This is a genomic window from Psychrosphaera sp. HA2-10, assembly GCF_055693745.1.
In genome coordinates this window covers 1,295,183-1,318,744 of sequence record NZ_CM146341.1, presented here as the reverse complement: position 1 = coordinate 1,318,744, position 23,562 = coordinate 1,295,183, and the positions used below count along the sequence as shown (strand labels likewise).

The 23,562-nt window shown below is 38.5% G+C and carries 16 protein-coding genes; 5 read left to right on the top strand and 11 right to left on the bottom strand.

Features of this window, described 5'->3' with window-relative positions; genetic code table 11:
• Window positions 1-12 precede the first annotated feature (12 nt).
• Together ACZ1GV_RS05975 and ACZ1GV_RS05970 are read right to left on the bottom strand one after the other, a co-directional pair.
• Window positions 13-2,403 carry a 7TM diverse intracellular signaling domain-containing protein gene (locus tag ACZ1GV_RS05975; protein ID WP_472675672.1) on the bottom strand — a complete coding sequence of 797 codons (2,391 nt, stop codon included), beginning with the start codon at window positions 2,401-2,403 and terminating at the stop codon, window positions 13-15.
• On the bottom strand, window positions 2,396-4,921 hold the full coding sequence (locus ACZ1GV_RS05970; protein ID WP_472675671.1) for a 7TM diverse intracellular signaling domain-containing protein: 2,526 nt from the start codon (window positions 4,919-4,921) through the stop codon (window positions 2,396-2,398). Before ACZ1GV_RS05970 ends, ACZ1GV_RS05975 begins: the two co-directional genes overlap by 8 nt.
• A gap of 96 nt (window positions 4,922-5,017) precedes the next feature.
• Between ACZ1GV_RS05970 and ACZ1GV_RS05965 the strand changes: the two genes are divergently transcribed.
• Together ACZ1GV_RS05965 and ACZ1GV_RS05960 are read left to right on the top strand one after the other, a co-directional pair.
• Complete coding sequence (locus ACZ1GV_RS05965) at window positions 5,018-5,419, top strand: hypothetical protein (RefSeq protein ID WP_472675670.1); 402 nt, start codon at window positions 5,018-5,020, stop codon at window positions 5,417-5,419.
• 19 nt (window positions 5,420-5,438) lie between these two features.
• Window positions 5,439-5,891, top strand: coding sequence for a YchJ family protein (locus tag ACZ1GV_RS05960; protein ID WP_472675669.1), 453 nt, complete (start codon window positions 5,439-5,441; stop codon window positions 5,889-5,891).
• A gap of 54 nt (window positions 5,892-5,945) precedes the next feature.
• On the opposite strand, the gene ppsA is transcribed toward ACZ1GV_RS05960, so the two are convergent.
• Window positions 5,946-8,327 (bottom strand): phosphoenolpyruvate synthase, encoded by a 2,382-nt coding sequence (ppsA, locus tag ACZ1GV_RS05955; RefSeq protein WP_472675668.1) that lies wholly within the window; start codon window positions 8,325-8,327, stop codon window positions 5,946-5,948.
• Between the two features lie 177 nt (window positions 8,328-8,504).
• On the opposite strand from ppsA, the gene ppsR reads away from it, so the two are divergent.
• Window positions 8,505-9,317 (top strand): posphoenolpyruvate synthetase regulatory kinase/phosphorylase PpsR, encoded by an 813-nt coding sequence (ppsR, locus tag ACZ1GV_RS05950; protein WP_472675667.1) that lies wholly within the window; start codon window positions 8,505-8,507, stop codon window positions 9,315-9,317.
• Here the strand turns inward: ppsR and ACZ1GV_RS05945 are convergent.
• The 3 genes from ACZ1GV_RS05945 to ACZ1GV_RS05935 are packed head-to-tail and all read right to left on the bottom strand — an operon-like array spanning window position 9,314 to window position 11,885.
• Window positions 9,314-10,060 carry a heparan-alpha-glucosaminide N-acetyltransferase gene (locus tag ACZ1GV_RS05945; RefSeq protein WP_472675666.1) on the bottom strand — a complete coding sequence of 249 codons (747 nt, stop codon included), beginning with the start codon at window positions 10,058-10,060 and terminating at the stop codon, window positions 9,314-9,316. The genes ppsR and ACZ1GV_RS05945 overlap by 4 nt on opposite strands.
• Complete coding sequence (locus tag ACZ1GV_RS05940) at window positions 10,038-11,384, bottom strand: class II 3-deoxy-7-phosphoheptulonate synthase (RefSeq protein ID WP_472675665.1); 1,347 nt, start codon at window positions 11,382-11,384, stop codon at window positions 10,038-10,040. Before ACZ1GV_RS05940 ends, ACZ1GV_RS05945 begins: the two co-directional genes overlap by 23 nt.
• 24 nt (window positions 11,385-11,408) lie before the next feature.
• The gene (locus tag ACZ1GV_RS05935) at window positions 11,409-11,885 is read right to left on the bottom strand and encodes a low molecular weight protein-tyrosine-phosphatase (protein WP_472675664.1); all 477 of its coding nucleotides are present in this window, start codon (window positions 11,883-11,885) and stop codon (window positions 11,409-11,411) included.
• A gap of 287 nt (window positions 11,886-12,172) precedes the next feature.
• Here ACZ1GV_RS05935 and ACZ1GV_RS05930 point away from each other — a divergent pair, with 287 nt between their 5' ends.
• The gene (locus tag ACZ1GV_RS05930) at window positions 12,173-13,561 is read left to right on the top strand and encodes an MATE family efflux transporter (RefSeq protein ID WP_472675663.1); all 1,389 of its coding nucleotides are present in this window, start codon (window positions 12,173-12,175) and stop codon (window positions 13,559-13,561) included.
• A 71-nt stretch (window positions 13,562-13,632) separates the two neighbouring features.
• Here the strand turns inward: ACZ1GV_RS05930 and putA are convergent, their stop codons facing one another.
• The 4 genes from putA to ACZ1GV_RS05910 form a co-directional block, all read right to left on the bottom strand.
• A complete protein-coding gene (putA, locus tag ACZ1GV_RS05925; RefSeq protein WP_472675662.1) occupies window positions 13,633-17,433 on the bottom strand; it encodes a bifunctional proline dehydrogenase/L-glutamate gamma-semialdehyde dehydrogenase PutA in 3,801 nt (1,266 codons plus the stop codon).
• 186 nt (window positions 17,434-17,619) lie between these two features.
• A complete protein-coding gene (locus tag ACZ1GV_RS05920) occupies window positions 17,620-18,591 on the bottom strand; it encodes an aldo/keto reductase (protein WP_472675661.1) in 972 nt (323 codons plus the stop codon).
• A 62-nt stretch (window positions 18,592-18,653) separates the two neighbouring features.
• Window positions 18,654-19,205 (bottom strand): NAD(P)H nitroreductase, encoded by a 552-nt coding sequence (locus ACZ1GV_RS05915; protein ID WP_472675660.1) that lies wholly within the window; start codon window positions 19,203-19,205, stop codon window positions 18,654-18,656.
• Window positions 19,206-19,283: 78 nt separating this feature from the next.
• Window positions 19,284-19,904 carry an HvfX family Cu-binding RiPP maturation protein gene (locus tag ACZ1GV_RS05910; RefSeq protein WP_472675659.1) on the bottom strand — a complete coding sequence of 207 codons (621 nt, stop codon included), beginning with the start codon at window positions 19,902-19,904 and terminating at the stop codon, window positions 19,284-19,286.
• A 442-nt stretch (window positions 19,905-20,346) separates the two neighbouring features.
• Here ACZ1GV_RS05910 and ACZ1GV_RS05905 point away from each other — a divergent pair, with 442 nt between their 5' ends.
• The gene (locus tag ACZ1GV_RS05905) at window positions 20,347-21,531 is read left to right on the top strand and encodes a class I SAM-dependent methyltransferase (protein WP_472675658.1); all 1,185 of its coding nucleotides are present in this window, start codon (window positions 20,347-20,349) and stop codon (window positions 21,529-21,531) included.
• Between the two features lie 170 nt (window positions 21,532-21,701).
• On the opposite strand, the gene ACZ1GV_RS05900 is transcribed toward ACZ1GV_RS05905, so the two are convergent.
• Window positions 21,702-23,552 carry a metallophosphoesterase family protein gene (locus ACZ1GV_RS05900; protein ID WP_472675657.1) on the bottom strand — a complete coding sequence of 617 codons (1,851 nt, stop codon included), beginning with the start codon at window positions 23,550-23,552 and terminating at the stop codon, window positions 21,702-21,704.
• Between the last annotated feature and the right edge of the window lie 10 nt (window positions 23,553-23,562).

The following is a 23,562-nucleotide window of genomic DNA, read 5'->3' as shown; positions in this document are numbered from 1 at the left end:
CTATTAATATTTTTATCTAAATAGAGTTTTTAATTCTAGTTTTGTTGTTAAAGCGTTTACTACATCTTGGTTACTAACTGATAAAACATTTTCTGTTTCTTCAATTTTATCTATGAATAAGTATTCAAAATAGCTTCTTATGGCCTCTTGTTGCCAAGATGAGGGAAGCTCCTTAAGATTTACTGCTAGCCTTAGCTCTAAAAAATTTAACTCTTCTAATACATTTAATATATTTTGAGAAACGCGTAGAGATGGAAAATCTATACAACACAAGACAATTTGATTCGGGTAAAGGCTCAATTCTCGCTTTACTTTAATTACCTCTTTTACAAAATTACGATCTCGCAGAACATCAATACTGATAGGTATCATAAATGCCATTTTAGATAGCTTTCCCATATTATAAGTCCCTATAATGTCAGAGCACTGGGACAGTAACTTTGTATATAAAACAGTCAACAAGCCCGCCTCTTTGCAAAAGTCATATAGAGATTTGAATGATTGATAATTAGCGTCAAAAGCACTATTTTCTAGTTGTATTTCATAAAAAACAAAGTCACTAGGACTAGATATTGTTAGTGGTGTAACAGAAATGAAATTGCTACCGTTGCCCAACGCATCTCGAGTTTTTGCAATATTTCGTAATAGCTCAATTTGTTGACTTGCCATATTTTCAGTAAAAAATGAGCATATATCCTGCGTATATTCGCTTTTCTCCAACGCTAGACTTGCTTGCTGATATAAAACGTCAATTGTAGCGTGATTTTTACTCGTGGCGGAGACGCCTATTTTATAATCAATCAATACGTCGCTATGTTCCTGAGGGTATCTATTAATTATTTTATTCGGTAATTGTTTTAACACTCCAGACATCAAAATAAGATCGTTACTGGAAATTAAAAACGCGAAAACTCCCTCAGCAACAACATATACCTTATTGCTAAGATGACCCTCCTCCGTTTCCAAAACCATAAGGTTTTGCGATAAATTCAATTCGATGTTAGAAGAGAAAGAGATCATTAGCTCGACAAGCTCATCACGGGACAATGTATTGTTTAGAAAGGGAAAGTTACAAACCTTTACTAGTATAAGTGAATAATTTGCAAGCTCTTCTTGTTTATTTAGTTTAGTTGTCTGAGTTTTTAATGCACTGAAGTTCGGCAAGTCAAATAAAGCATCATGAGTCGCTTCGTATAGTCTTTGAGACTCACTGATTCTGACCCGCTCTGCTAACGCCATTGAAATAAACGCCATCTCAAACATAACGCTAAGCATAGTTGCATGCCTCGTCCAAAAAGTGTACTCGATCGCGCCTACCATAAACATAGTCCCAATTGCAGCGCCAGCTAACAAGGGAAACCACGATAGGACATAATATTTCGCCCAATTTGAATTATGTTTAAATGTTCTGATCACCATAACTAAACACAAGATATAAATAAGTGTTTGTATTGGAAAGAAAAAATTGGCGGTTTGGTATTCTGGTATAAAAAACGAAATAAAAGATAATAAACCTAAAAATATTATACAAAAGCGAGTGACTTTAGTTATATTTGAATCTGTTGCACTATTAAACTTTAAAAAATACATAGTAAACGCGAGTAAACTTATGCCAAGCCAAAAATAAAAAAACATCAAATATTGGCTAATAAATTTATATATTGGCGGTGTAAATATGAAAACTCCGAATCCGTGTAAAACAGAAAGAACAACAAGAAAAAGTGTAATGTATGCGATATAAATCAAGTATAAAGTTTCCCGATTTCCGACGTACAAAATCAGATTATATATACTCATCAATAACACTATACCAATAAAGCCTCCCCAGAGGAGGTACACCGCTTCTGTATACTGATCGAAATCTTTTTTATGAAAAATTAGTATTGGTAAATTAGGGCTACCATCTGTCTGTGTTTTTATTATTAGCCTTTTAACAACATCGCTATTTATATTTAAATCAATTCGGGGCATTGCAGCCAACGAGGCTGACCTTTTTTCGGAGTATTTATTGAGTCTAAATAACGGTTGTTCGTATTCACTTTCAGTATAAATCTCTAAGACATCCAACGTTGGATTATCAAATAAAAGAACTAATTCAAGGTTTTCTTTAGCAACATTTTTTAAAGATAATGAATGCCATCTATAGTCTAATCCAAAACCTCCGCTATTAGCATTAAGCGTCTCATTCGGAGCCTGTTGCAGTTCATGTGTAACAACATCGATTGGCTTATCGTTATTTGATAAATAGCGTTTAAATTGAATATCTAAGAAAAAATTATCGCGGCTAATTTTAGAGTCTGTCACCTCATTTATTACCAAGCTCAAATTGACCAAAATCAATAAAATAGGAAACAGCACCAATATCACCATTAGCCATTGCTTTATACTACTTTTCTTATTCACTTTCTTTCCTGTTATATTTATCTAGAAAAAGCAGGAAATGTTCCTGCTTCATTGGCTGAGCTAGCGCGCTACTTTGTACCACTAAGTTTTCATTATCAATAAAGTCTATCGAGTAAAAGTCTTCTTTTGATAACTCAAGCAATGCTTTATTTGCGAGTGTTTTGATAAACGCGGTGACAGCTAGAATTCTATTATGATTAATTTCACCCTCTTTCGTCTCCATTATAGAACCAGCCCCGAAACGAATATACATCATTGGAAATAATTTATAACTTATCATCCTAGACACCGTGCTGAAATTTGTGCTTAATAAAAAGCCATGCGTCTCTAATTGTTTGATGTTAGGCAAAAGAAAAGCGTCGTTAACGTCTATATCATTGCAAGTCAATTCCAAAACAAATTGGTTCGCATCGACTTTATGAGTACTTATTTTCCGTTTTATGACTTTAACAAACCTATCTAAATCTAGTTCGTTTAAACACAGCTTAATCGTTAAGGTATACTCTGAGCCATTTGTGTGTCGCCGGGTAGATTTTAAGTGCTCACAGGCTTGTTCTAATAAACTTTCAATTATTGTGGTTGATAAGCTTAGGCTATTTGTAAAATCTGTAGTCCTAACGGGCTCTGACTCGCCGGTCCGTTTATTACAAATAAACGGTATAATTTCTGCGCCTATACACTTTTTTTTGTTGATATCAATTTGGGGTTGAAATAAATATTCGATTTTTGAAACAGATGCTGTGTCTTGTACATAAAGATTTTGGCTTTTGACTTTTGCGATGTCTTTTCTAAGTGACTCATCGAGTATACATATTGGTAAATTTTTAGCGTGAGCTATTTCTATCGCTTTGAGCGTATCATCAATAAGGTCAATCGTTTTGCATGAGCTATTTAGATATGAGGTAACAACGATATTAAAATTAATATTAACTTCAATATCAAGTTCATCTAACTTAACTGTTACTGGTTGCTGCTCCACGAGTTTTTTTAATGCTGCATCCAATAACACAACATCATTGCTTATGACTAAGAACGCAAACACCCCTTCCTGTATATTCCCTGCAGATTTAATTTCAGACGATGCATCTATCTCAATCAACATCAGATCTAAGCTCAAAAGCTCTTCTATATTTTTTAAAAACACTAACGCCACTGCTTTCAGCAGGTTGTCTTGTAAATAGGCTTTAATGAAAGAGTATCTATGGACCGAAAAGGTTAAAACTGAAAAGTCATAAACTGTTTTGTCTAGTCTCAATTCGTCTATACGCTTTTGAAAAAGGCTTCTATTGGCAATTCCAAGTAGTTGATCATGTGTAGCCTCGTATAATCGAACCTGCTCAGTTGCTCTTAATCGTTGTACGAGCGCCATAGAAATTAATGACATCTCTGCTAGAACACCAAGTAACGCCGCATGTCTATTCCAAAACGAGTAATCTAATTGCCCTGCAAACATAAGAGATCCAATAGCCGCTCCTAGGAACAATGGAAACCACGAGATAATATAAAATTTTGTCCAATGTATATGCTCACGGAAGCCTTTTGCCAATAACGCAAGTACAAGCACATAGGTAACCGCTTGTAAAAAGAAAAAGGGTATTGCAGCAGTCGACTCTTTTAAAAATAGGAAAATAACCGACGCAATAAGTAACACGTATTTGAAGGTATGTGTAAATCGAACAACGGAATAAGTTGAGTTGTTTAATTTCAAAAAATGTAAAGCTAAAGACAAGGTAAAAAAACAAAGAATACAGTTCAAGACGTTAATATTATTTGATAGAAAGTAATATATGGAGTCGTGGACTAGATAGACATTAAATCCATGTAAAGTGCCAAGTTGCAACAAAAACACACAAACGTATCCAATGTAATATAAATAGATACTCTCTCTTGTCCCAGCATACAAAATAATGTTGTAGAGCGTCATTACAATAGCTGAGCCAATAAACGCTCCCCAAACCATGAAAATAGCAGTTTTATATCGTGCAAAATCTTCAGTCTTAAAAACAAGTAATGGCAAAAATGCAGAACCCGTGGTTTGCGTTTTAAAATATATTGTTTTACTACTATTGGCAGGAACTAAAAACTCTCTACTTGTGTTTCTATTATTTAACCTTGCTTGTTCTTCGTAAGCATCACCAAACCGCGACACAAAATTAACCGAACCATTATCCTTACTGTAAATATAAATACTATCGATTGTAGGATTGTCAAAATAAACAGAATAACGTTGGTCTACCGACGATAAATTAGAAATTATGTAACGATAATAGAATGTTCTATCATCAAAGCCCCAGTTTATTGTTTTACCGAAGCTTTCAAAATTCAAGTTTTCAATAATTAGAGTTTTATCAGTGTCTGTTTCACTGGCAGCCCACGACTTATCGATATGGGTTGTTAATTCACTATCACTTATTCTCAACCCATCTAACGCATAAAACGTAGAAACACTGCTATAAACAAGTGACATCACAAATATTAAAACGATTGCTATAAGGCCGTATTGATAAATATTTCTCAATTTAATTCCAGTAATATATTTGTAAAAAACACTTGCAGCGGTACAAAAAACAGACTAAATTACAACTACTGTTCATTTATCCAGTAGTTAATAAATATGTTAAACAATATAATTTCAGCAAACACAGAATACCAACTTAACCCTTTGAATAGTATTAAAAAAGGGGACTTAGATCTAATTGGTCTTTTAAAAGCTTACAGCACTTTACCCGGTTGGATATTATTAATCGCTCCGGAAGGCTGTCCAACAAAAGACTACCTAATTGAAAATAGTATAGATGTTAATAAAGTTATTGTTTTTCAAAAGAAGCATTGCCAAGATGTATTCTACACTGCAAACGAAGCTATTAAGCACCATACATGCTCAGCAGTCATATTTTGGGATAATGCGATGAGTGAAGCGCAGCAAAGAGTAATTTTCGAAAAAGGAACCGATGCAGCCATCGCAATTCACTCTTTAAATGTCGATAACATTGATGGCATACTTCACGCTCATTAAATTTTATAAGAGAAAATAAATGTCTTTTTCTTGTCCCTGCAATTTAAAGTCTGCACATTGTGTTTGTAACGATCTTATAACTGGGTCTCTAGTCGCAGAAACACCTTTAGACTTAATGCGTTCTCGTTATGTCGCTTTTGCTACTGGTGAGTGTGAGTATCTATTCGAAACAAGCTCACAAAAACTGAAAGCCGAACTTAGTGTTAAAGAATTACGTACTGCTTGTCAAAATTGTGACTTTACAAACTTAGAAATTATTAACGCTGAAAATGATACGGTGGAATTTAAAGCGGACTTTATTGCCGATGGTTACTTACAACAGATTTATGAAAAGTCGATATTCATAAAAGAAAACGATGAATGGAAGTATGATTCAGGTGAGTTGTTTGATGTTCCTATTATCAAGATAGAGCGTAATGACAAGTGCCCATGTGGATCAAACCAAAAATTTAAAAAATGTCACGGAAAGTAAAAAGCCAGCAATTAAGCTGGCTTTAAATGAGTGTAAGTTACCGAAAGGTTAATACTAAGAGCGTTTCTGCTCTTGCTCTGCAAGATATAACCAAGTTTCTAATACCGTATCCGGGTTTAAAGAAACTGAGTCAATACCCTCTTCTACTAACCAATTTGCAAAGTCTTCATGATCCGAAGGCCCTTGACCACAAATACCAACGTATTTACCAGCTTTCTTCGCAGCTTTTATTGCCATTGACAATAGCGCTTTTACCGCTTCATTTCGCTCATCAAATAAATGTGCAATTAAACCAGAGTCTCTATCAAGCCCTAAAGTAAGTTGCGTTAAGTCATTTGAACCTATCGAAAACCCGTCAAAATACTCCAAAAACTGATCGGCTAATAATGCGTTTGATGGTAATTCACACATCATAATTACGCGCAGTCCGTTTTCCCCTCGTTTTAAACCGTGTTCTACAAGTAGTTCCGATACTTGTTTAGCCTCACATACAGTTCTTACAAACGGGATCATAACTTCTACATTTGTTAAGCCCATATCATTTCTAACACGTTTTAGCGCTTCACATTCAAGTGCAAAACAGTCACGGAATGAATCAGAAATATAACGAGATGCTCCGCGATAGCCTATCATCGGGTTTTCTTCGTCTGGCTCGTATTGCTCACCACCCACTAAGTTTGCATACTCATTTGATTTAAAATCAGACATACGAACAATAACTTTTTGCGGATAAAACGCCGCGGCTAGAGTTGCAATACCCTCTTTAAGCTTGTTGATGTAAAACTCAACTGGTGATTCGTAACCGGCGATCAGCTCATCGATTTCATCTTTAATATCTGTTGATTGCGCATCATAATTTAATAATGCTTTTGGATGCACACCAATCATGCGGTTAATAATAAACTCTAAACGCGCAAGACCGATACCTGCATGTGGCAGACGAGCAAAGTCAAAAGCACGGTCGGGGTTACCAACATTCATCATTACCTTAACCGGTAAATCTGGCATTTCATCAACTTTTGATGTTACTACTTCAAATGGGAGTACTTCGCCATAGATAAAGCCAGTATCACCTTCAGCACATGACACTGTTACTTCATCACCTGTTTCAATTAATGATGTTGCATCACCACAACCAACAACTGCTGGTATACCTAATTCACGAGCAATAATCGCTGCATGACAAGTACGACCTCCGCGGTTCGTAACAATCGCGGATGCACGCTTCATGATTGGTTCCCAATCAGGGTCAGTCATGTCTGTAACTAATACATCACCAGGCTGGATCTGGTCCATATCGGCAATTGACTTTAATACTTTTGCTGTGCCTGACCCTACTTTATGACCAATAGCACGACCTGTACATTTAACCGTACCACGGCGTTCTAGTTGGAACGTCTCAATAACATTAGCTTCTTCATTACTGCGAACAGTTTCAGGTCTTGCTTGAACAATATAAAGTTGATTGTCTAAACCATCTTTAGCCCACTCAATATCCATTGGACGGCCGTAATGTTTTTCAATCGTAACGGCTTGTTTTGCCAATTCCATGACTTCATCATCAGTAAGAGAGAACTCATTCGCACGAGCTGGATCAACATCTTCAATAGTAACTTGTTTGCCATGCTCTTGTGTATCGGCATAAATCATTTGAATTGCTTTACTGCCCATTGTTTTACGAACAACAGCTGGACGGCCTGCTGCTAAAGTTGGCTTGTGCACATAAAATTCATCGGGGTTTACGGCGCCTTGAACAACCATTTCACCTAAACCAAAAGCAGACGTTACAAATACCACGTCTTCAAAGCCAGACTCAGTATCGATGGAGAACATAACACCTGACGATGACTTGTCAGAACGCACCATGCGTTGAATACCTGCAGATAAAGCGACACCCTTGTGGTCATAACCTTGGTGAACACGATAAGAGATGGCACGGTCATTAAACAATGATGCAAATACGTGTTTAACTGCAACCTTTACGGCGTCTAAACCTTTTACATTAAGGAACGTTTCTTGTTGACCTGCAAAAGACGCATCAGGCATATCTTCGGCCGTTGCAGAAGAGCGAACTGCAAATGATGCTTGCTCACCTAGTTCACCCGCTAATTTTTGATAAGACTCTGCTAATGCGGCTTCTAATGCTGGAGTAAACGGAGTTTCTATAATCCAATTACGGATTTGTTCCCCAGTTTTAGTTAATTCAGCTATATCATCAACATCTAGTTTATCCAGAGATTCATGGATTCGTGCTTCTAAGCCACTTTGCTCTAAAAATTCGTTAAAGGCGAAAGACGTTGTGGCGAAACCACCGGGTACTTTCACTCCAGCATTGGCGAGATTACTGATCATTTCGCCTAATGACGCATTTTTACCGCCAACTTGATTGACGTCGTTCATTCCTAATTCTTGATACCAGAGTACATATTCCTGCACGATGACATTCTCCACTAATATTAATAAGTTTTGAGATAAAATAGAGTTTGATATAGGTTTTGTTATATGATTTGTATTATTACAAAAACACTTACAAACGCGAGCGCATTCTACACAACCTGCCGCTATTGGTAAAATATAAATGCGTTTGAAAATTTATTACTACAAAGGATATTTATGACGCGCAGCGCATTTTATGTATCTGATGGAACTGCAATTACAGCAGAAACCATTGGTCACGCGACATTATCGCAATACGACTTTATTATTGAACACATTACGGTGCCTTTTATAGAGAGTGATGAAAAAGCAAAACAGCTAAAAGACCAAATAAATAGACGTTTTAAAACTACAGGTCATCGCCCTTTTGTGTTTCACACCTTTGTTGATAAATCACTAGCTAGTGAAGTCTGCGACTCAAATTCAATTTGTTTTGACGTGCTTGAGCCCTTCTCAAATGTCATCAGTGAAAAACTTAATATCCAGGCTAATCCAGTTAAACACAGAACACACTCGATCAAAGAACATAAATATGACGCCAGAATTGAGGCAATGAACTTTGCGCTTGCCAATGATGACGGTCAAACAACAGAAAATTATGATGATGCGGATGTGATTTTAGTTGGCGTTTCTCGAAGTGGAAAAACCCCTACAAGTATATATCTGGCACTTCAGTATGGAATCAAAGCCGCTAACTATCCATTTACCGAAGACGATATGGAAGATTTTAAGTTATCAGACGTTTTAAAAGCGAATAAACGAAAGATCTTTGGCTTAACCATAGAACCAAACAGACTAGCCGCAATTCGACACGAACGCTACGCTAATAGCAAATATGCTTCACTGCGCCAGTGCCGTATGGAGCTACGTGAAGTTGAACGTATGTACAAAGCAAATAAAATCCCTTTTATTAATACAACGCATTTCTCAGTAGAGGAAATATCAGCAAAAATTACCTCTACAATGAAACTAGTTCGTCATAATCACTAGGCACGGGAAATAAACAAAAACACACCATAAAGTAAGGGCTGATGTAACAAGTAAATAATAAGACTATGTTTTCCAGCCCAGTTTAACCCACGGTTAAACACGTTATTCTTTACCTCAATATTAAGCAGGCACATTTTTATCTTGTTACTGTATTGAATGGCATAGCCAATTGCACAGCCCCATAAAACAACGCCAAACCAAGGAAATACCGGAGCGTAATCTAATGCAGGCCGTTGACTCACTACCATTCCTATCCAGTGTAACCATGGTATTTCTAGTGTTGTGCTTGTAATCAAATGGCCCGCTAAAAAAATAATTGTACCTATTGCTAGACTCGCCCAAGGTTTATTAATGAATAACAAGGCTAACCAACTAGAGAATAAAATAAGATGAAGAATGCCAAATAAAGTGGTTTTTTCTGGTGCAATAATAAAAGAAGAAATAGAAACCGCTAGTGCAGCAGCTAGTAGCTGTATTGTTCGCCGTTTAATACTTAGCCAATTAATTCCATTTGCATGAACAAATTGAAGACTAATACCAACCAGTAATAAAAAGCTTATGACAATCAAATACCGAAACGGGATCCAATATCCAACGCCAAATTGAGTATCAATATAGCCAAATACATCTAGATCGTAACAAAGGTGATAAATCACCATCAATAAAATTGCGCTACCCCTAAACCAATCGATTATGGGATAGCGAACTTGAGATAATTTGCTATCGAGCGTCTTTGAGTGCATCAGTAATCAAGAATGCAAGCTCCAATACCTGATCAGCATTTAAGCGAGGATCGCATTGTGTTTCATAACGTTGACTCAAATCAGCTTCACTTAGTCCATAAGCACCACCGGTACACTCGGTAACGTGTTGACCTGTCATTTCAAAGTGAACACCGCCAGCCCAAGTGCCTTCCGCTTTATGCACACTAAAGAAGTCTTGAATTTCTCTTAACACGGCATCAAAATTACGAGTTTTATAGCCGTTGCTCGCTTTAATTGTATTTCCATGCATTGGATCAGAACTCCAAACGACATGGCGTCCCTCTTGTTTCACTCTTTGAACTAAAGCTGGTAGTTTTTTACCGATAACATCAGCACCCATGCGAGTAATCAAGGTTAATCGCCCAGGTACGTTATTCGGGTTTAACGCATCTATTAGTTGAATAAGCTCATCCGGAGTCATACCTGGACCAACTTTAACGCCAATTGGGTTGTGGATGCCTTTAAAAAACTCAATGTGAGCATGGTCTAATTGACGAGTACGCTCACCAATCCAAACCATATGTGCAGAGCAATCGTACCATTTATCTGTTAAATGATCTTTGCGGGTTAAGGCTTGCTCATAGTTCAACAAAAGCGCTTCGTGCGATGTAAACAATTGCGTTTCTTTAATCATCGGCGTTGTTTCTGACGTTAGTCCAATGACCTGCATAAAGTCTAACGTTTCCTTTAACTGGTCAGCTAGATGTTGATAACGTTCTCTATTTGGATTCGACTCTACAAAACTCATATTCCAACGGTTTACCTGATGCAAATCAGCTAAGCCACCTTGCGCAAATGCACGTAGTAAATTAAGAGTTGAAGCAGAATGATGATATGCCGTAATCAAACGTTGTGGGTCTGGCTCTCTAGCTAACTCATTAAACTCAAAACTATTTACAATATCGCCACGATAACTAGGAAGCTGCACACCATTAACTTCTTCAAAGTCAGAAGATCGTGGCTTCGCATATTGACCCGCAACTCGAGCAATTTTAGTAACTGGCACTTTGCCACCAAACGTTAGTACCACTGCCATTTGCAGCATTACCTTAAACGTATCGCGAATATTTGTCGCACTGAAATCATTAAAAGATTCAGCACAGTCGCCACCTTGAAGCAAGAAACCTCGACCATTTGCGACTTCACCTAATTGGCGATGTAGTTCACGCGTTTCTTCTGCGAAAACCAATGGTGGGAATGAGTGTATTTGAGCCTCTACACTCTTTAATAATTCTTTATCTTTATATGTTGGCTGTTGCTGAATTGGCAACGCTCTCCAACTTTCAGGAGTCCAATTTGTCACGTAATACCCTTAGTTTAAATATAGTCACTTTTTTATTTGATTTAGAAGACCATCACTAGCGTCTTCGATGAGGTCCAAAACAAACTCAAATCCAGCCGCACCACCATAATAAGGATCAGGAACTTCACTTTGGTCAGCATAAGCTTGTGAGAATTCTGTCATTAATCTTATTTTATGATGATGATGTTCTGGGCACGCAGAAATTAAGTCTGAAAAATTCGAATCATCCATTGCTAGAATAATATCGAAGTTTTCAAAATCACTCTCTACTACCTTTCGGGCAGATATTCCAGAAAAGCTATATCCTCTACTCTCGCCAACTTTTTGTGAACGCCCATCAGGCTTTGCGCCTTGATGGTATGCTGCTGTACCTGCACTATCGATTTTTAGGTCGAGTCCAGCTACTTCAGACTTATGACGAAATACGGCATGAGCTGAAGGTGAGCGACAAATGTTGCCCAAGCATACAAAAAGTACTGAATTAATAGATGATAATGTCACTTTTTTGGTAACCTTGTTTGAAAATTAAACTAAGTGGTGGTGCTCTATAACTTGGGGACAAAAACATTGTGTCAGAAAATGTCATATGCACTAAACCGATGACTACATTAAGCCACACTGTTCGTGATTTTTAAACCATTACCAACACTAAAATAGAGTCTATATACTAATATATTGCTCTTTTTATCAATAAACCGGTCATTGGGCGGATCCCATTTGATTATTTATAGCCATCACACTTAAATATATAGATAATACCGCTCCACAAATAACAACAAAGCGCATAAATGACACAAGTAAAAGCAAAATTGTTCGACCTCAATGAGACTAGGCACTTATTAAAGCTCGCGATCCCTTTACTTATCACTCAGGTAATAACGGCACTCATGCTGTTTACCGATACAGTAATAGCATCCCAACTAAGCCATGTGGATATGGCATCGGTATCCGTTGCCACTAGTTTATGGGGACCAGTTGTATTCTCAATTCAAGGTTTGCTTATTGCCGTCACGCCTGTGGTCGCGCAACTATTAGGTCGCGGTGGCGACAATAGCGATACCCGTCCGATTGTTTCTACTTTGTATCAAGGCATTTATCTAGCGCTCATTGTTTGTGCGTTTGTTATTTTGTTTTATCAATTTGTAAACATACCGCTAGATAATTTAGATCTAGAGCAAGAGCTACATGACAAGTCGTTAGGTTATTTACAATTTGCAATTTGGGGCATTTTGCCAACCTGTTTGTTTTTTGTATTTAGAAGCTTTTTTGAAGGTGTTGGTTTAACCACCCCTGCGCTGATAACCGGTATTATTGGCTTAGTGTTAAACATTCCGTTGAACTACATTTTTGTATTCGGTGAATTCGGTATGCCGCAATTAGGTGGTGCTGGTTGTGGATTAGCGACCGCAATTATCCAATGGATAAGCTTTTTCGTACTATTGATTTATTTACATAAAGGTAAACGTCTAAAGCCAATGAAAGTATTCAGCCGCTTTGAAAAGCCCGATACTATAAAAATTAAGAGCTTGTCTAAGATCGGATTGCCGATCTTTATATCGTTACTTTTTGAAACCACTTTATTTGCGTTTTCAGCGTTGGCGATCGCACCACTTGGGTCTATTGCCGTAGCAGGTCATCAAGTGGCGTTTAGTTACAGTAGTGTTGTCTTTATGATGCCGCTAAGTTTATCTATGGCTGCTACAATTCGCATCGGCTATTTAAAGGGATTTGGCGATATCGCAATGTTAAAACAAGCTATTAAAACTTGTTTTGTATTAGCAGCCGCCTTTGGCACGTTTGTAATGGCAATTACGTTTTTATTCAGAGACGTTATTATTGCCATGTATACAGAGCAACCAGAAGTTGTTGCCCTCGCCTCTAGTATCTTGATTATTACTGCTATTTATCAGCTTCCAGATGCTGTACAGGTCATGTGTGCGGGTATATTTAAAGGTTTGAAAATCACTAAACCTCTTCTATACATCACATTTATTGCATATTGGCCGCTTGGTTTTGGTTTAGGCTATTTGCTCGGGCGAACCGACGTTATAGTTCCAGCAATGGGGCCTGCCGGTTTTTGGTGGGGAATTGTTTTGGGTTTAACCGCAGCGTCTATCATGTTCTTTTATTGGCTGAGAAGAACGCTGAAAAATCCAGACACTTTTCTGCCCAATTAATTGAAATCAAAAAGCCAGCTTTATTAAGCTGGCTTTTTTATATATTTACACGATTTACCTAATGCCGACCGTTAATCTTCTTCTGTTAACGTCATTAACGATGTATTGCCACCTGATGCGGTAGTATCAATACTTACTGTCTTTTCCGTTAACATACGTGAAATAAGATTATCATCGTACTCAGCTTCTATAACTGGAAGTATTGCACCATTTCTGCGTGCCAATTGCTCAGCAACATAGGCTGTTCGTTTAGATCGAGACTCGATTACAACCCCTGCTAAGTCTTCATGACCTAATAATGGTTCTAAATGACGAAGTCTTGCGACTTGTAGTACGCCTTTTTCTACGCCCGTCGCAAGTAGCTTCTCACGGAATGCCTGAGCTTCCTCATAAAACAAGTCAGAAACAACAGCTATTACAACGTTACCTGTTGCCAATGCCGTTACAACAGATAATGTCCAATAGTGAAACGATACATTTTTATCAGCAAAACATACTAATGTGCCACGTGGCTCATAAAATAGAGTATTTGATTCGCCTGTTGGTCCAGGCAATTGAACCGGCTTTTTCATTTTACGTTCAATATTAATCAACTGATTACGAGATGCTTTTAGTGTCTTCTCTAAGTTGTCCGCTAAATCATCAACAATATCAACCGTCGCAATACTTGCTAATAACTGTCGTACATAAGATAAGCGGCTTACCAAATCAGTTAAACGCCAAGACTCGCGGGTAAACTTAGCGGTTTCCATCATCTCTTTAGCAGCGTCAATCGACAGGTCATCTGTTTCTAATGCCGGATCTTCTTCAGGATAATCAAATTCATCTGGCGTTGCTTTTTCAATCATCAAACGAGGCAAGTAGTTTGGACCACCCGCTTTAGGACCCGTTCCTGATAAGCCACGACCACCAAATGGTTGTACACCAACCACAGCACCAATCATGTTTCTATTAACGTACACATTACCTGCTCTAGACAACTTAGCGAGTTGAACTGCACGTTCTTCAATACGAGAGTGAATACCCATGGTTAAACCAAAGCCTGTTGAATTAACTTGGTCAACAACTTCAATTATTTGATCTGCTTTAAAACGAATTACGTGAACACATGGTCCGAAAACTTCTTTTTCAAGCTGATTAATATTCTCTATTTCATAAAGTCGAGGAGCAAAGTAAGTCCCGTTTTCACAGTCGCTTGAAAGCGTGCCTTCAAATAGCAACTTCCCTTTTGACTGCATGAATTCAGCGTGCGCATTTAGTGCAGACAATGCTTTATCATCAATCACAGGACCAACATCTGTAGATAACAAGGCCGGATCACCAATAGATAATTCCTCTAACGCACCTTTAATCATACGGATTACGTTATCAGCAATATCCTCTTGGATATATAGCACCCTTAATGCCGAACAACGTTGACCGGCACTTTGGAAACCAGATGCAATTACGTCATCAACCACTTGCTCAGGTAACGCCGTTGAGTCAACAATCATGCAATTTTGACCACCCGTTTCTGCAATAAGTGGTACCTGCTCACCACCTCGCTCTGCTAATATCTGCGATATTAAGGTACCGGTTTGAGTAGAGCCGGTAAACATTACTGCCTTTACCCTTTCATCTGGTAATAAGGTGTTACCTACATCAGGTCCTCTGGCAATAACAAGTTGAACAATATTTTCTGGTAGACCAACTTGCTTCATCAACTCTACCGCTCGAATTGCAATTAAGCTGGTTTGCTCCGCTGGCTTTGCTAGCACAGTATTACCAGTAACTACGGCAGCAACAACTTGGCCTAAAAATATCGCTAATGGGAAGTTCCACGGACTAATACATAAAATTACGCCTCGAGGTTCTAGCCTGTCATCATTTGCTAGTTCTTCTGCTCTAGCCGCATAGTAACGACAGAAGTCGACTGCTTCACGAATTTCGTCTACACCATCTTTGGCTATTTTGCCGGCTTCTTTAATACATAAGCCAATTAGCTCTTCAGTGTTAGCTTCAAGAATATCGGCTGTTTTGCGCAGTAATTCGGCTCGAACTGAAATAGGCGTAGTGGACCATTCTGCAAAAGCGTTATCCGCGCGCTCAAGCATTTCTGTCATTTCATCGGTACTAGTAAACTTATGATAGCCTACCACTTCTGAATGATTTGCTGGATTTCGAACGGCATGTGCATTATCTGGCAATTCTTTTTCAAACTCTTTAACCGAAGCTTGATTCGTTTCAAACCAAGATTCTAAAGACTTTTTAAGAGGTACTAGCTCATTAATATCGGTTAAATCTAAACCTTTTGAATTATCTCGTTCTTTGCCAAATATTTGATGCGGCAAGTTAATTTGATCGTTGTAAACAGACGCAAGTCGTTGAGTTCTTTCCATTGGATCAAACAACAAATCTTCAACTGGTTTTTCAACATCTACAATCGCGTTCACAAACGAGGAGTTAGCGCCATTTTCTAGTAAACGACGAACCAAGTAAGCTAACAGGTCTTCATGAACACCTACAGGCGCATAAATGCGACATTGAATTTTCTGCTCACTAACAATTTGGTCATATAAGCTATCGCCCATGCCATGCAAACATTGAAACTCAAAACCTTCTTTATCATCGCCAGCAAGTTCTAATATTGTCGAAGCTGTATAGCCATTATGTGTCGCAAACTGCGGATAAATAGTATCGCGATACTCTAATAATTTATTAGCACAGGCATGGTATGAAACGTCTGTAGAGGATTTACGAGTAAATACTGGAAAATGTGGTTCTCCATCTCGTTGCGCGTTTTTAATTTCAGAATCCCAATACGCCCCTTTGACCAAACGTACCATTAGCTTTCGGTGAGTTTTTAATGTGAGGCTACGTAACCAATCAATAACAAAAATAGCTCGTTTTTGATAAGCCTGCACGGCCAACCCGAACCCGTTCCAATCACCTAAGTCATCATCTAGGAAAACCGCTTCGATTATGTCTAAAGAAATGTCTAATCGCTCAGACTCTTCTGCATCTACAGTAAGTCCGATATCCCAATCTTTGGCCATTAACGCTAACGCTTTTAGCTTAGGAACAATCTCCTCTAAAACACGATGTCGATTACCAAACTCATATCTTGGGTGAATAGCTGACAACTTTACTGAAATTCCCGGGCTTGTTCTCGGTCCGCGACCTTTGGCTTTTTTGCCAATCACTTTTATGGCATCAACGTATGCTTTGTAATACTTATCAGCATCTTCCATGTTACGCGCACCTTCACCTAACATGTCGTAGGAGTATACGTAACCTTTAGTCTCTTTTTTCATGGCGCGTTCGGTGGCATCTTCGATGTCTTCGCCCATGACAAATTGTTGACCCATTATCTTCATTGCAATTTTCATTGCTTTTCGGATAACCGGTTCGCCAAATTTGCCCACAGTGCGTTTTAAAATACCGTATTGAGCTTTGGTGCTATCACTTGAATACTTCACCATACTGCCGGTCAGTAATAATCCCCAACTTGATGCATTAACGAACATGGATTCGCTACCACCAATATGACGACTCCAAGCACCTTGGCCTATTTTGTCTTGAATCAATTTATCTTGTGTTGCTTTATCTGGAACGCGAAGCAAAGCTTCTGCCAAACACATTAGAACTACGCCTTCTTCAGAAGATAATGAATATTCATTCAAAAGTGCGTCAATACCGCTGTTTTCCGTATTTTCTTTACGAATACGAACAACCATTTTACGAGCTCTTTCCCATGCACGGCTGCGAGCCGCAAGACTGATCTCTGCCTCAGGAAGGATAAACTTCATTGCTTCTTCTTCATCAATGCGATAGAAGTCTCGAATCTTTTGACGAATTGGGCAATCTGTAATTAGGTTGTCGTTAAACAACATAGGCAAAATCCTCATAAACAAAAGTGAGCCACTTTAAATAGCAGCTAAGAATGGCGCGCATTCTAATAGAAACATTCACTAAGTGACTAATAAAATTTATTATATATCTACACCTAGTTTTACTTATCAATCAATCATTAAGTACACCGTGCAATAAATAGTCAGCAAGTGCAACCTTAGTCCCTATTATGGCAACTCTTGACCGCGCGAACTGACATAAAGCTGGTACCACTGCTCACGGCTAAGCTCTACTTGTAACGATTGTTGACAGGCTTTTATTCGTTGCAAATTAGTTGTACCTATAATTGGCATTACATTAGCAGAATGTTTCATTACCCACGCTAATATTATTGCTTCAGCCGATACACCCTGTTCGCTCGCCATCTGTGTTACAAGGTTAGCAGTATTCTGTATATCTTCATTATCATTTGCCACTGAGTTTCCAGTAAACATACCTTGGCTTAAACTTCCCCAAGACTGCAACTGTACTTCGTTGTCTTGACAATATTCGAGTGTACCATTGGGAAATGAATGTTCCGCCTTACTACCGACATTACTGGTTACACATTGTTCCAACCAGTCTAGTTTACTTAAACTTAGCTCTAGCTGATTTATAACTAACGGTGAATTCAAATTTCGTTGTAAAGACTTCATTTGATGAGACGACATATTAGATACACCAAAATGACCAACCAAACCTTTTTGTTGCAACGTGTTTAACGTATCCGCCAATTCTATTGAATCCATCAAAGGGTCAGGACGGTGTAAAAGCAATATCGGTAAATGCTCTATATTCAAACGCTTTAGAATGCCTGTTACGCTTGACTCTATCCATTGTTTAGAAAAATCATATCTTTTCGGGCCAGCCTCATCTTCAAAACGAATGCCACACTTTGACTGCAACACAATTTGTTCTAACAACTCCGGGCGTTGCTGAATGACTCTACCAAAAACCTGCTCTGCTTTAGTAAAAGTATAAATATCGGCATGATCAAATAACTGTATCCCGGCTTCTAACGCCACATCAACTACGTCATGGGCTTGTTTTATATCTTGAGCAGAGATGGCTTGCTCATTCCAGCCACCACCCAGGCCCATACACCCATATACTAGTCGGTTAGATACACCTAAATTTTGTAACGTTTTGGTAATTTTCATATGTGTCCAGATTTTAAATGGTACGTTAAACAAAGAGGATTTAAAGCTGTTGCCAGCTTGTATTATCGCCAATAAGTAACGAGCTTCTCAGGATCTCGATCGCGTTTTATTGGTGGCTCAGACTCAGGTGTTCCTAAATATAAGAAACCAATGATTTCATCCTGTTCATCAAGACCAAATGACTTTCTAACATTGCTATCCGTTGCAAATGAGCCGGTACGCCAAATACCGTTAAAGCCCATAGCCTGAGCCGCCATCTGCATATTTTGCGTCGCACAGCCTACTGTTGCAACTTGCTCAACACGTGGTACTTTTTCATGCTCTTTAAAGCGCATAATTGTGACAATAACCATAGGTGCGCGATATACCATGGTTTTTGCTTTTTCAATTTTTGCTTCTGGATAATTTGACCGGATTGCTGCTTCTACCAAAATGTTAGTTAACTTAGTTAAACCCTCACCCTCGCAAACTATAATTTCATAAGGTGAAAGGTGAGCATGATCAGGCGCGCGAAGCCCAGCTTGAAGAATTTTATCTAGCTGTTCCCCACTTGGTGCTGGAGCTATTAGTTTTGAAAAGGATGATCGAGTTAATAATAAATCTAGCGCCTGCATAATGTTTTCCTACTTAATACAATGCAAACAGTTTAACGCTTTTATAAACTCGTTCCCATCCCCTTTTATAACAATGGTCTAGCTAATTTGTTGAGCCACCGACTTGTGAATATAATAATCAATACTTGCATATCTGCCAGCGCCTGAAAATAACAATACCAAAACCATTACAAAGTAAGTTGCTGCGAACTCGATACCATTGTTCAAAATAGTAAAAGAACCAGAACTAGTAAGCCATTCGTAGTTTCCGTGCTCTTGCAAAATAGCGATCGCAGCTTCTTTTTTAGCTGTCGCGGCTAACACACTTTCGTTTAGAATGATGGTACCATCGGCCATCCAGCTAGATGCGTCGGCTATTGCTAACCAGCCATTGTCCCAATGCACTGTAAATGCGGCAACGGCCATTGTGAAAGCTAACGGAATTGCAATAATGCGTGTCGCTAGACCTATAAGTATTAACCAACCTCCTATAAATTCTGTTCCAGCGGCCATTCCGGCAAGTAACTCTGGAAACGGTAATCCCAAACCCCAGTCCGGGTTTGCAAACCAAGCAACCGTGCTATCAAAGTTAATCAATTTATTCCAGCCAGCTTGAATAAAAATTGGCGATAAATACAATCGAATCAATAAACTGGGAACGCCATCTAGATGCGTTAATTTTGCCAATATCCGTTCGTAATAATTAAATATTTTCTTCATTCGTTGCCCTATTTGCAGCTTTGATATAAACATAATGTATAGGACAGTGTTTTTAGTTTTAAAATTGCAATAGCCTTTAATAATTATTGGTTTATATACATAGTTTTTAGGTGGGTGGTCTATTAGTGAATTAACAAAACAAGAAAGGATGGAACGAGCGAGGAATAAAATTAAGTTGATGCGGCGCAAAATTAGCGAGGCCGAGCAACGCCAGTTGAAATTAAAAAACTTAGTTCAAGTTTATGTTAGTCAACGGCCAGAGATTACTACCAAAATAATTAAAGCATGGCTTAATTCATCATTAAAATAACGCACTTTTCCTACAAGAATAGACCTTTAACAATCACTGTTAACAAATTAATAATAGTGCTTTTGTTGCTATAATTGCCATTTAGACTAAAATCCGCGACCTATTTATCGCAACAACAAAACTGAGCCTTCTATGCCTGCAATTATTATTAGAAATGAACGAGTCAAAGCCATCACCCGAAAGCATCCTTGGATCTTCTCCAAAGCCATCAAAAAAATTATCGATAACCCTGCATTAGGTGAAACGATAGAAATTAAAGATGAAGATGGCAACTGGTTAGCAACAGGCTCTTACTCTCCTCATTCTCAAATAAGAGCAAGAATATGGAGCTTTGAACAAGGTGAAGCCATCGACCAGGGGTTCTTCGTTCGTCGTATACAACGCGCGCAAGCCATTCGCCAAGACATTATTGCTAAAGGACAGCTGACAGGCTATCGCTTGTTAGCAGCTGAAAACGATGGATTACCGGGCGTTACTGTAGACGTTTTTGATACGACGATTGTAATACAACTAGTCAGCGCAGGAGCAGAGTTTCAACGTGAGAATATCATTTCAGCATTAAAAGAAATATTTCCAGGTTTTACTATATACGAACGCTCAGACGCAGACGTACGAGGTAAAGAAGGCATTAAAAAAGCGCGTGGTTTAGTGCATGGCGAATTAGCGGACGAAATAGTTATTTCAGAAAATGGCATCAAGGCCTACGTTGATGTAGAGCAAGGTCATAAGACAGGATTTTATTTAGACCAACGCGATAACCGAGCTACTTTAGAAACATATGTAAAAGACAAGTCTGTACTTAATTGTTTTAGTTACACAGGTACCTTTGGCTTATACGCGCTGCGTGGTGGTGCAACAAGCGTAACTCAGGTCGATCTATCTGCAGACGCACTTGCTATTGCTGAGCGCAACGTCGAGTTAAATGGTTTTGATAATCAGAAAGTTGAATACGTAAAGCATGATGTATTTAAGTTACTTCGTAAATATAAAGAAGACGGTAAGAAGTTTGACGTTATCGTTATGGATCCACCAAAATTTGCTGAATCAAAAGCACAATTAAACGGTGCATGTCGTGGCTATAAAGACATTAACCGTATTGCGATGGAGCTATTGAACCCAGGTGGTCACCTATTAACCTTCTCCTGTTCTGGCTTAATGGAAACAAACTTATTCCAAAAAGTCGTTGCTGATGCGGCACTAGATGCCAATCGGGATGTATTCTTTAAAGAAAAATTAAGCCAAGCGCATGACCATATTATCTCTAGCGCTTACCCAGAAGGTTTCTATCTAAAAGGTTTTGTTTGCCAAGTATTCTGATCTGTTTACCAGGCTTTCTGATAAACACGCGCTGCGTCTTAATGACGTAGCGCTTTAGCCCTACCGAACTAATTTTTTGGCGGGAATTACTGATTGCTTATTCGACCTAATCAACTTTGTTCAAATTAACTTTGTTCAAATTAACTTTTTTAAAGCCAACTTCTTCAAAATTAACTTTCTTCTAAGTCAAAAAATAACTGATGGTTGTCCGAAGTGATCAAACTATAGCCTTTAAGTTTCCCTTCGCTGTCAAGTTCCACTAAGCCCGCAGCTGACTGCGTATGTAAATTGCGTTGTTTAAATCTCGTTGCTTCAGCTTTTAACGGATGATGTTCAATTTCTAACTTACGCCTTTTAGTGAATACATTTAACAAACTATGTGGCGAATATAAGAACCTGTCTATATAGTCAAAAAACTTTAACAAACCTGGTGGAAATTGATTCTTAAAACCACTGCAGGTTAATTGCCATATACGATCAGTGTCGGAGCTAAAACGTCGTTGGGCTGAAAAACAAAAAGAGTAGTGAACGTCGCCAGACATTATGATTACTTCATCCGGTGCGCTGTCATGGCGAAGCATATTCATTAGCTTTTTAGCTGACCCTTGATGCGCCATCCAGTTTTCTACATCCACCAGCAACTCTTTTCCTAATAGTGCACATATCTTTTGAACCACCTCTATAGCTTTAACGCCAAAAACAGGCGCGGGAGAAACGATCAACATGGCAACTTGAGGTTCAAAAAGTTGTCGTTCGAGCTCTTCCAAGTGTTTAAAGTCCATTAAGCCACTCGGGTTTTTAGCGGACGTTTCTGAACGCCACCTATGTGTTCGTGTATCGAGCACAACGATTTTAGGGGTGCTATTTACTTGATAATGCCACTCATTAAAATCGTAAAGTGTTTCGGTAAAATTATTGTCTGCAAAATCTTCTGTCATTGATAGCAGTTTAATTTGACTAATCAAAGGTTGGTGATTATCAGGGTTATTTCCCCAACCTTGAAAAACAGCGTAAGACAGCAACGCATCTCGAATCATTTGACGAGTAATTAAATGTCCGTAAACATGCTCTTCCCAATCAACACTTAAGTTCCAATCATCCGTTACGTCATGATCATCAAATATCATTAAGGTTGGGACATTTCCTAGCGTGTATTCAAAATCAGGAAGTGTCTCAATAAAACCCTGTAAGGCAATCCAATCCTTCCGATAAGCAGACTTTAATTCGCCGTGAACTTTTTTCTCCGCTAACGTCACTTCTTCTTTTACCATCGCCCATACAGTGGAAGACCAAGTTAATAAGTACACGGCAAAAAACTCGTCAAGCCCTATTAAATGATTGTCATGAAAACGTGACGATATAATTTCGTCACCATGCCAAAAGTTCGACCAACGACTCTGCTTTTCTTTTTTTGGAAAAAGCTGACTACGGGTATTAAGCGAATAACGCCAATCTAACTGCTGTTTTGATACATTACCTAATTCATGTTCAGCGGAGTAAAGCCCTAATTTTTTCGATAGTGTTTGTGCGGCCACCAGCATGGGGGCAGATACGTCATCAGCGTAAATTTGATCGCCTGTCATTAGGAGGTAATCAGCGCGGGTAGTGAAATTGCTTTTTACTTGCTCTGCTATGCCGTTAAACGCATCTACTGAAGGATGATCAGGTTTGCGGCAAGAACCCTGAATAACCGAAGATATTTGTTCGTTTACCTTAAATGAAAATACGTCATTACCCGATGGTGAAATTATCGTTTGGGTGTTATCGGTGACAACGTAATTGTGCTCTATCGCATAAGACCAAACTTCATCCATTGGTCGAACGTTAACCATATTAACAAAACAACGCTCACCGATTTGCACTGTATCAAGAGCTTGCTGAACAGATAATTCACCCGCGGCAGTACTGACTTTTATTTGGTAATCCTGTTGCTGATTCGTGACAAACCAAATATTAGCCTGCTCTTTATCAACGAGTCGTAAAAAAGGCCCACATAAAATTGACGGAGAAGTTATCGACACAAATAAGTCT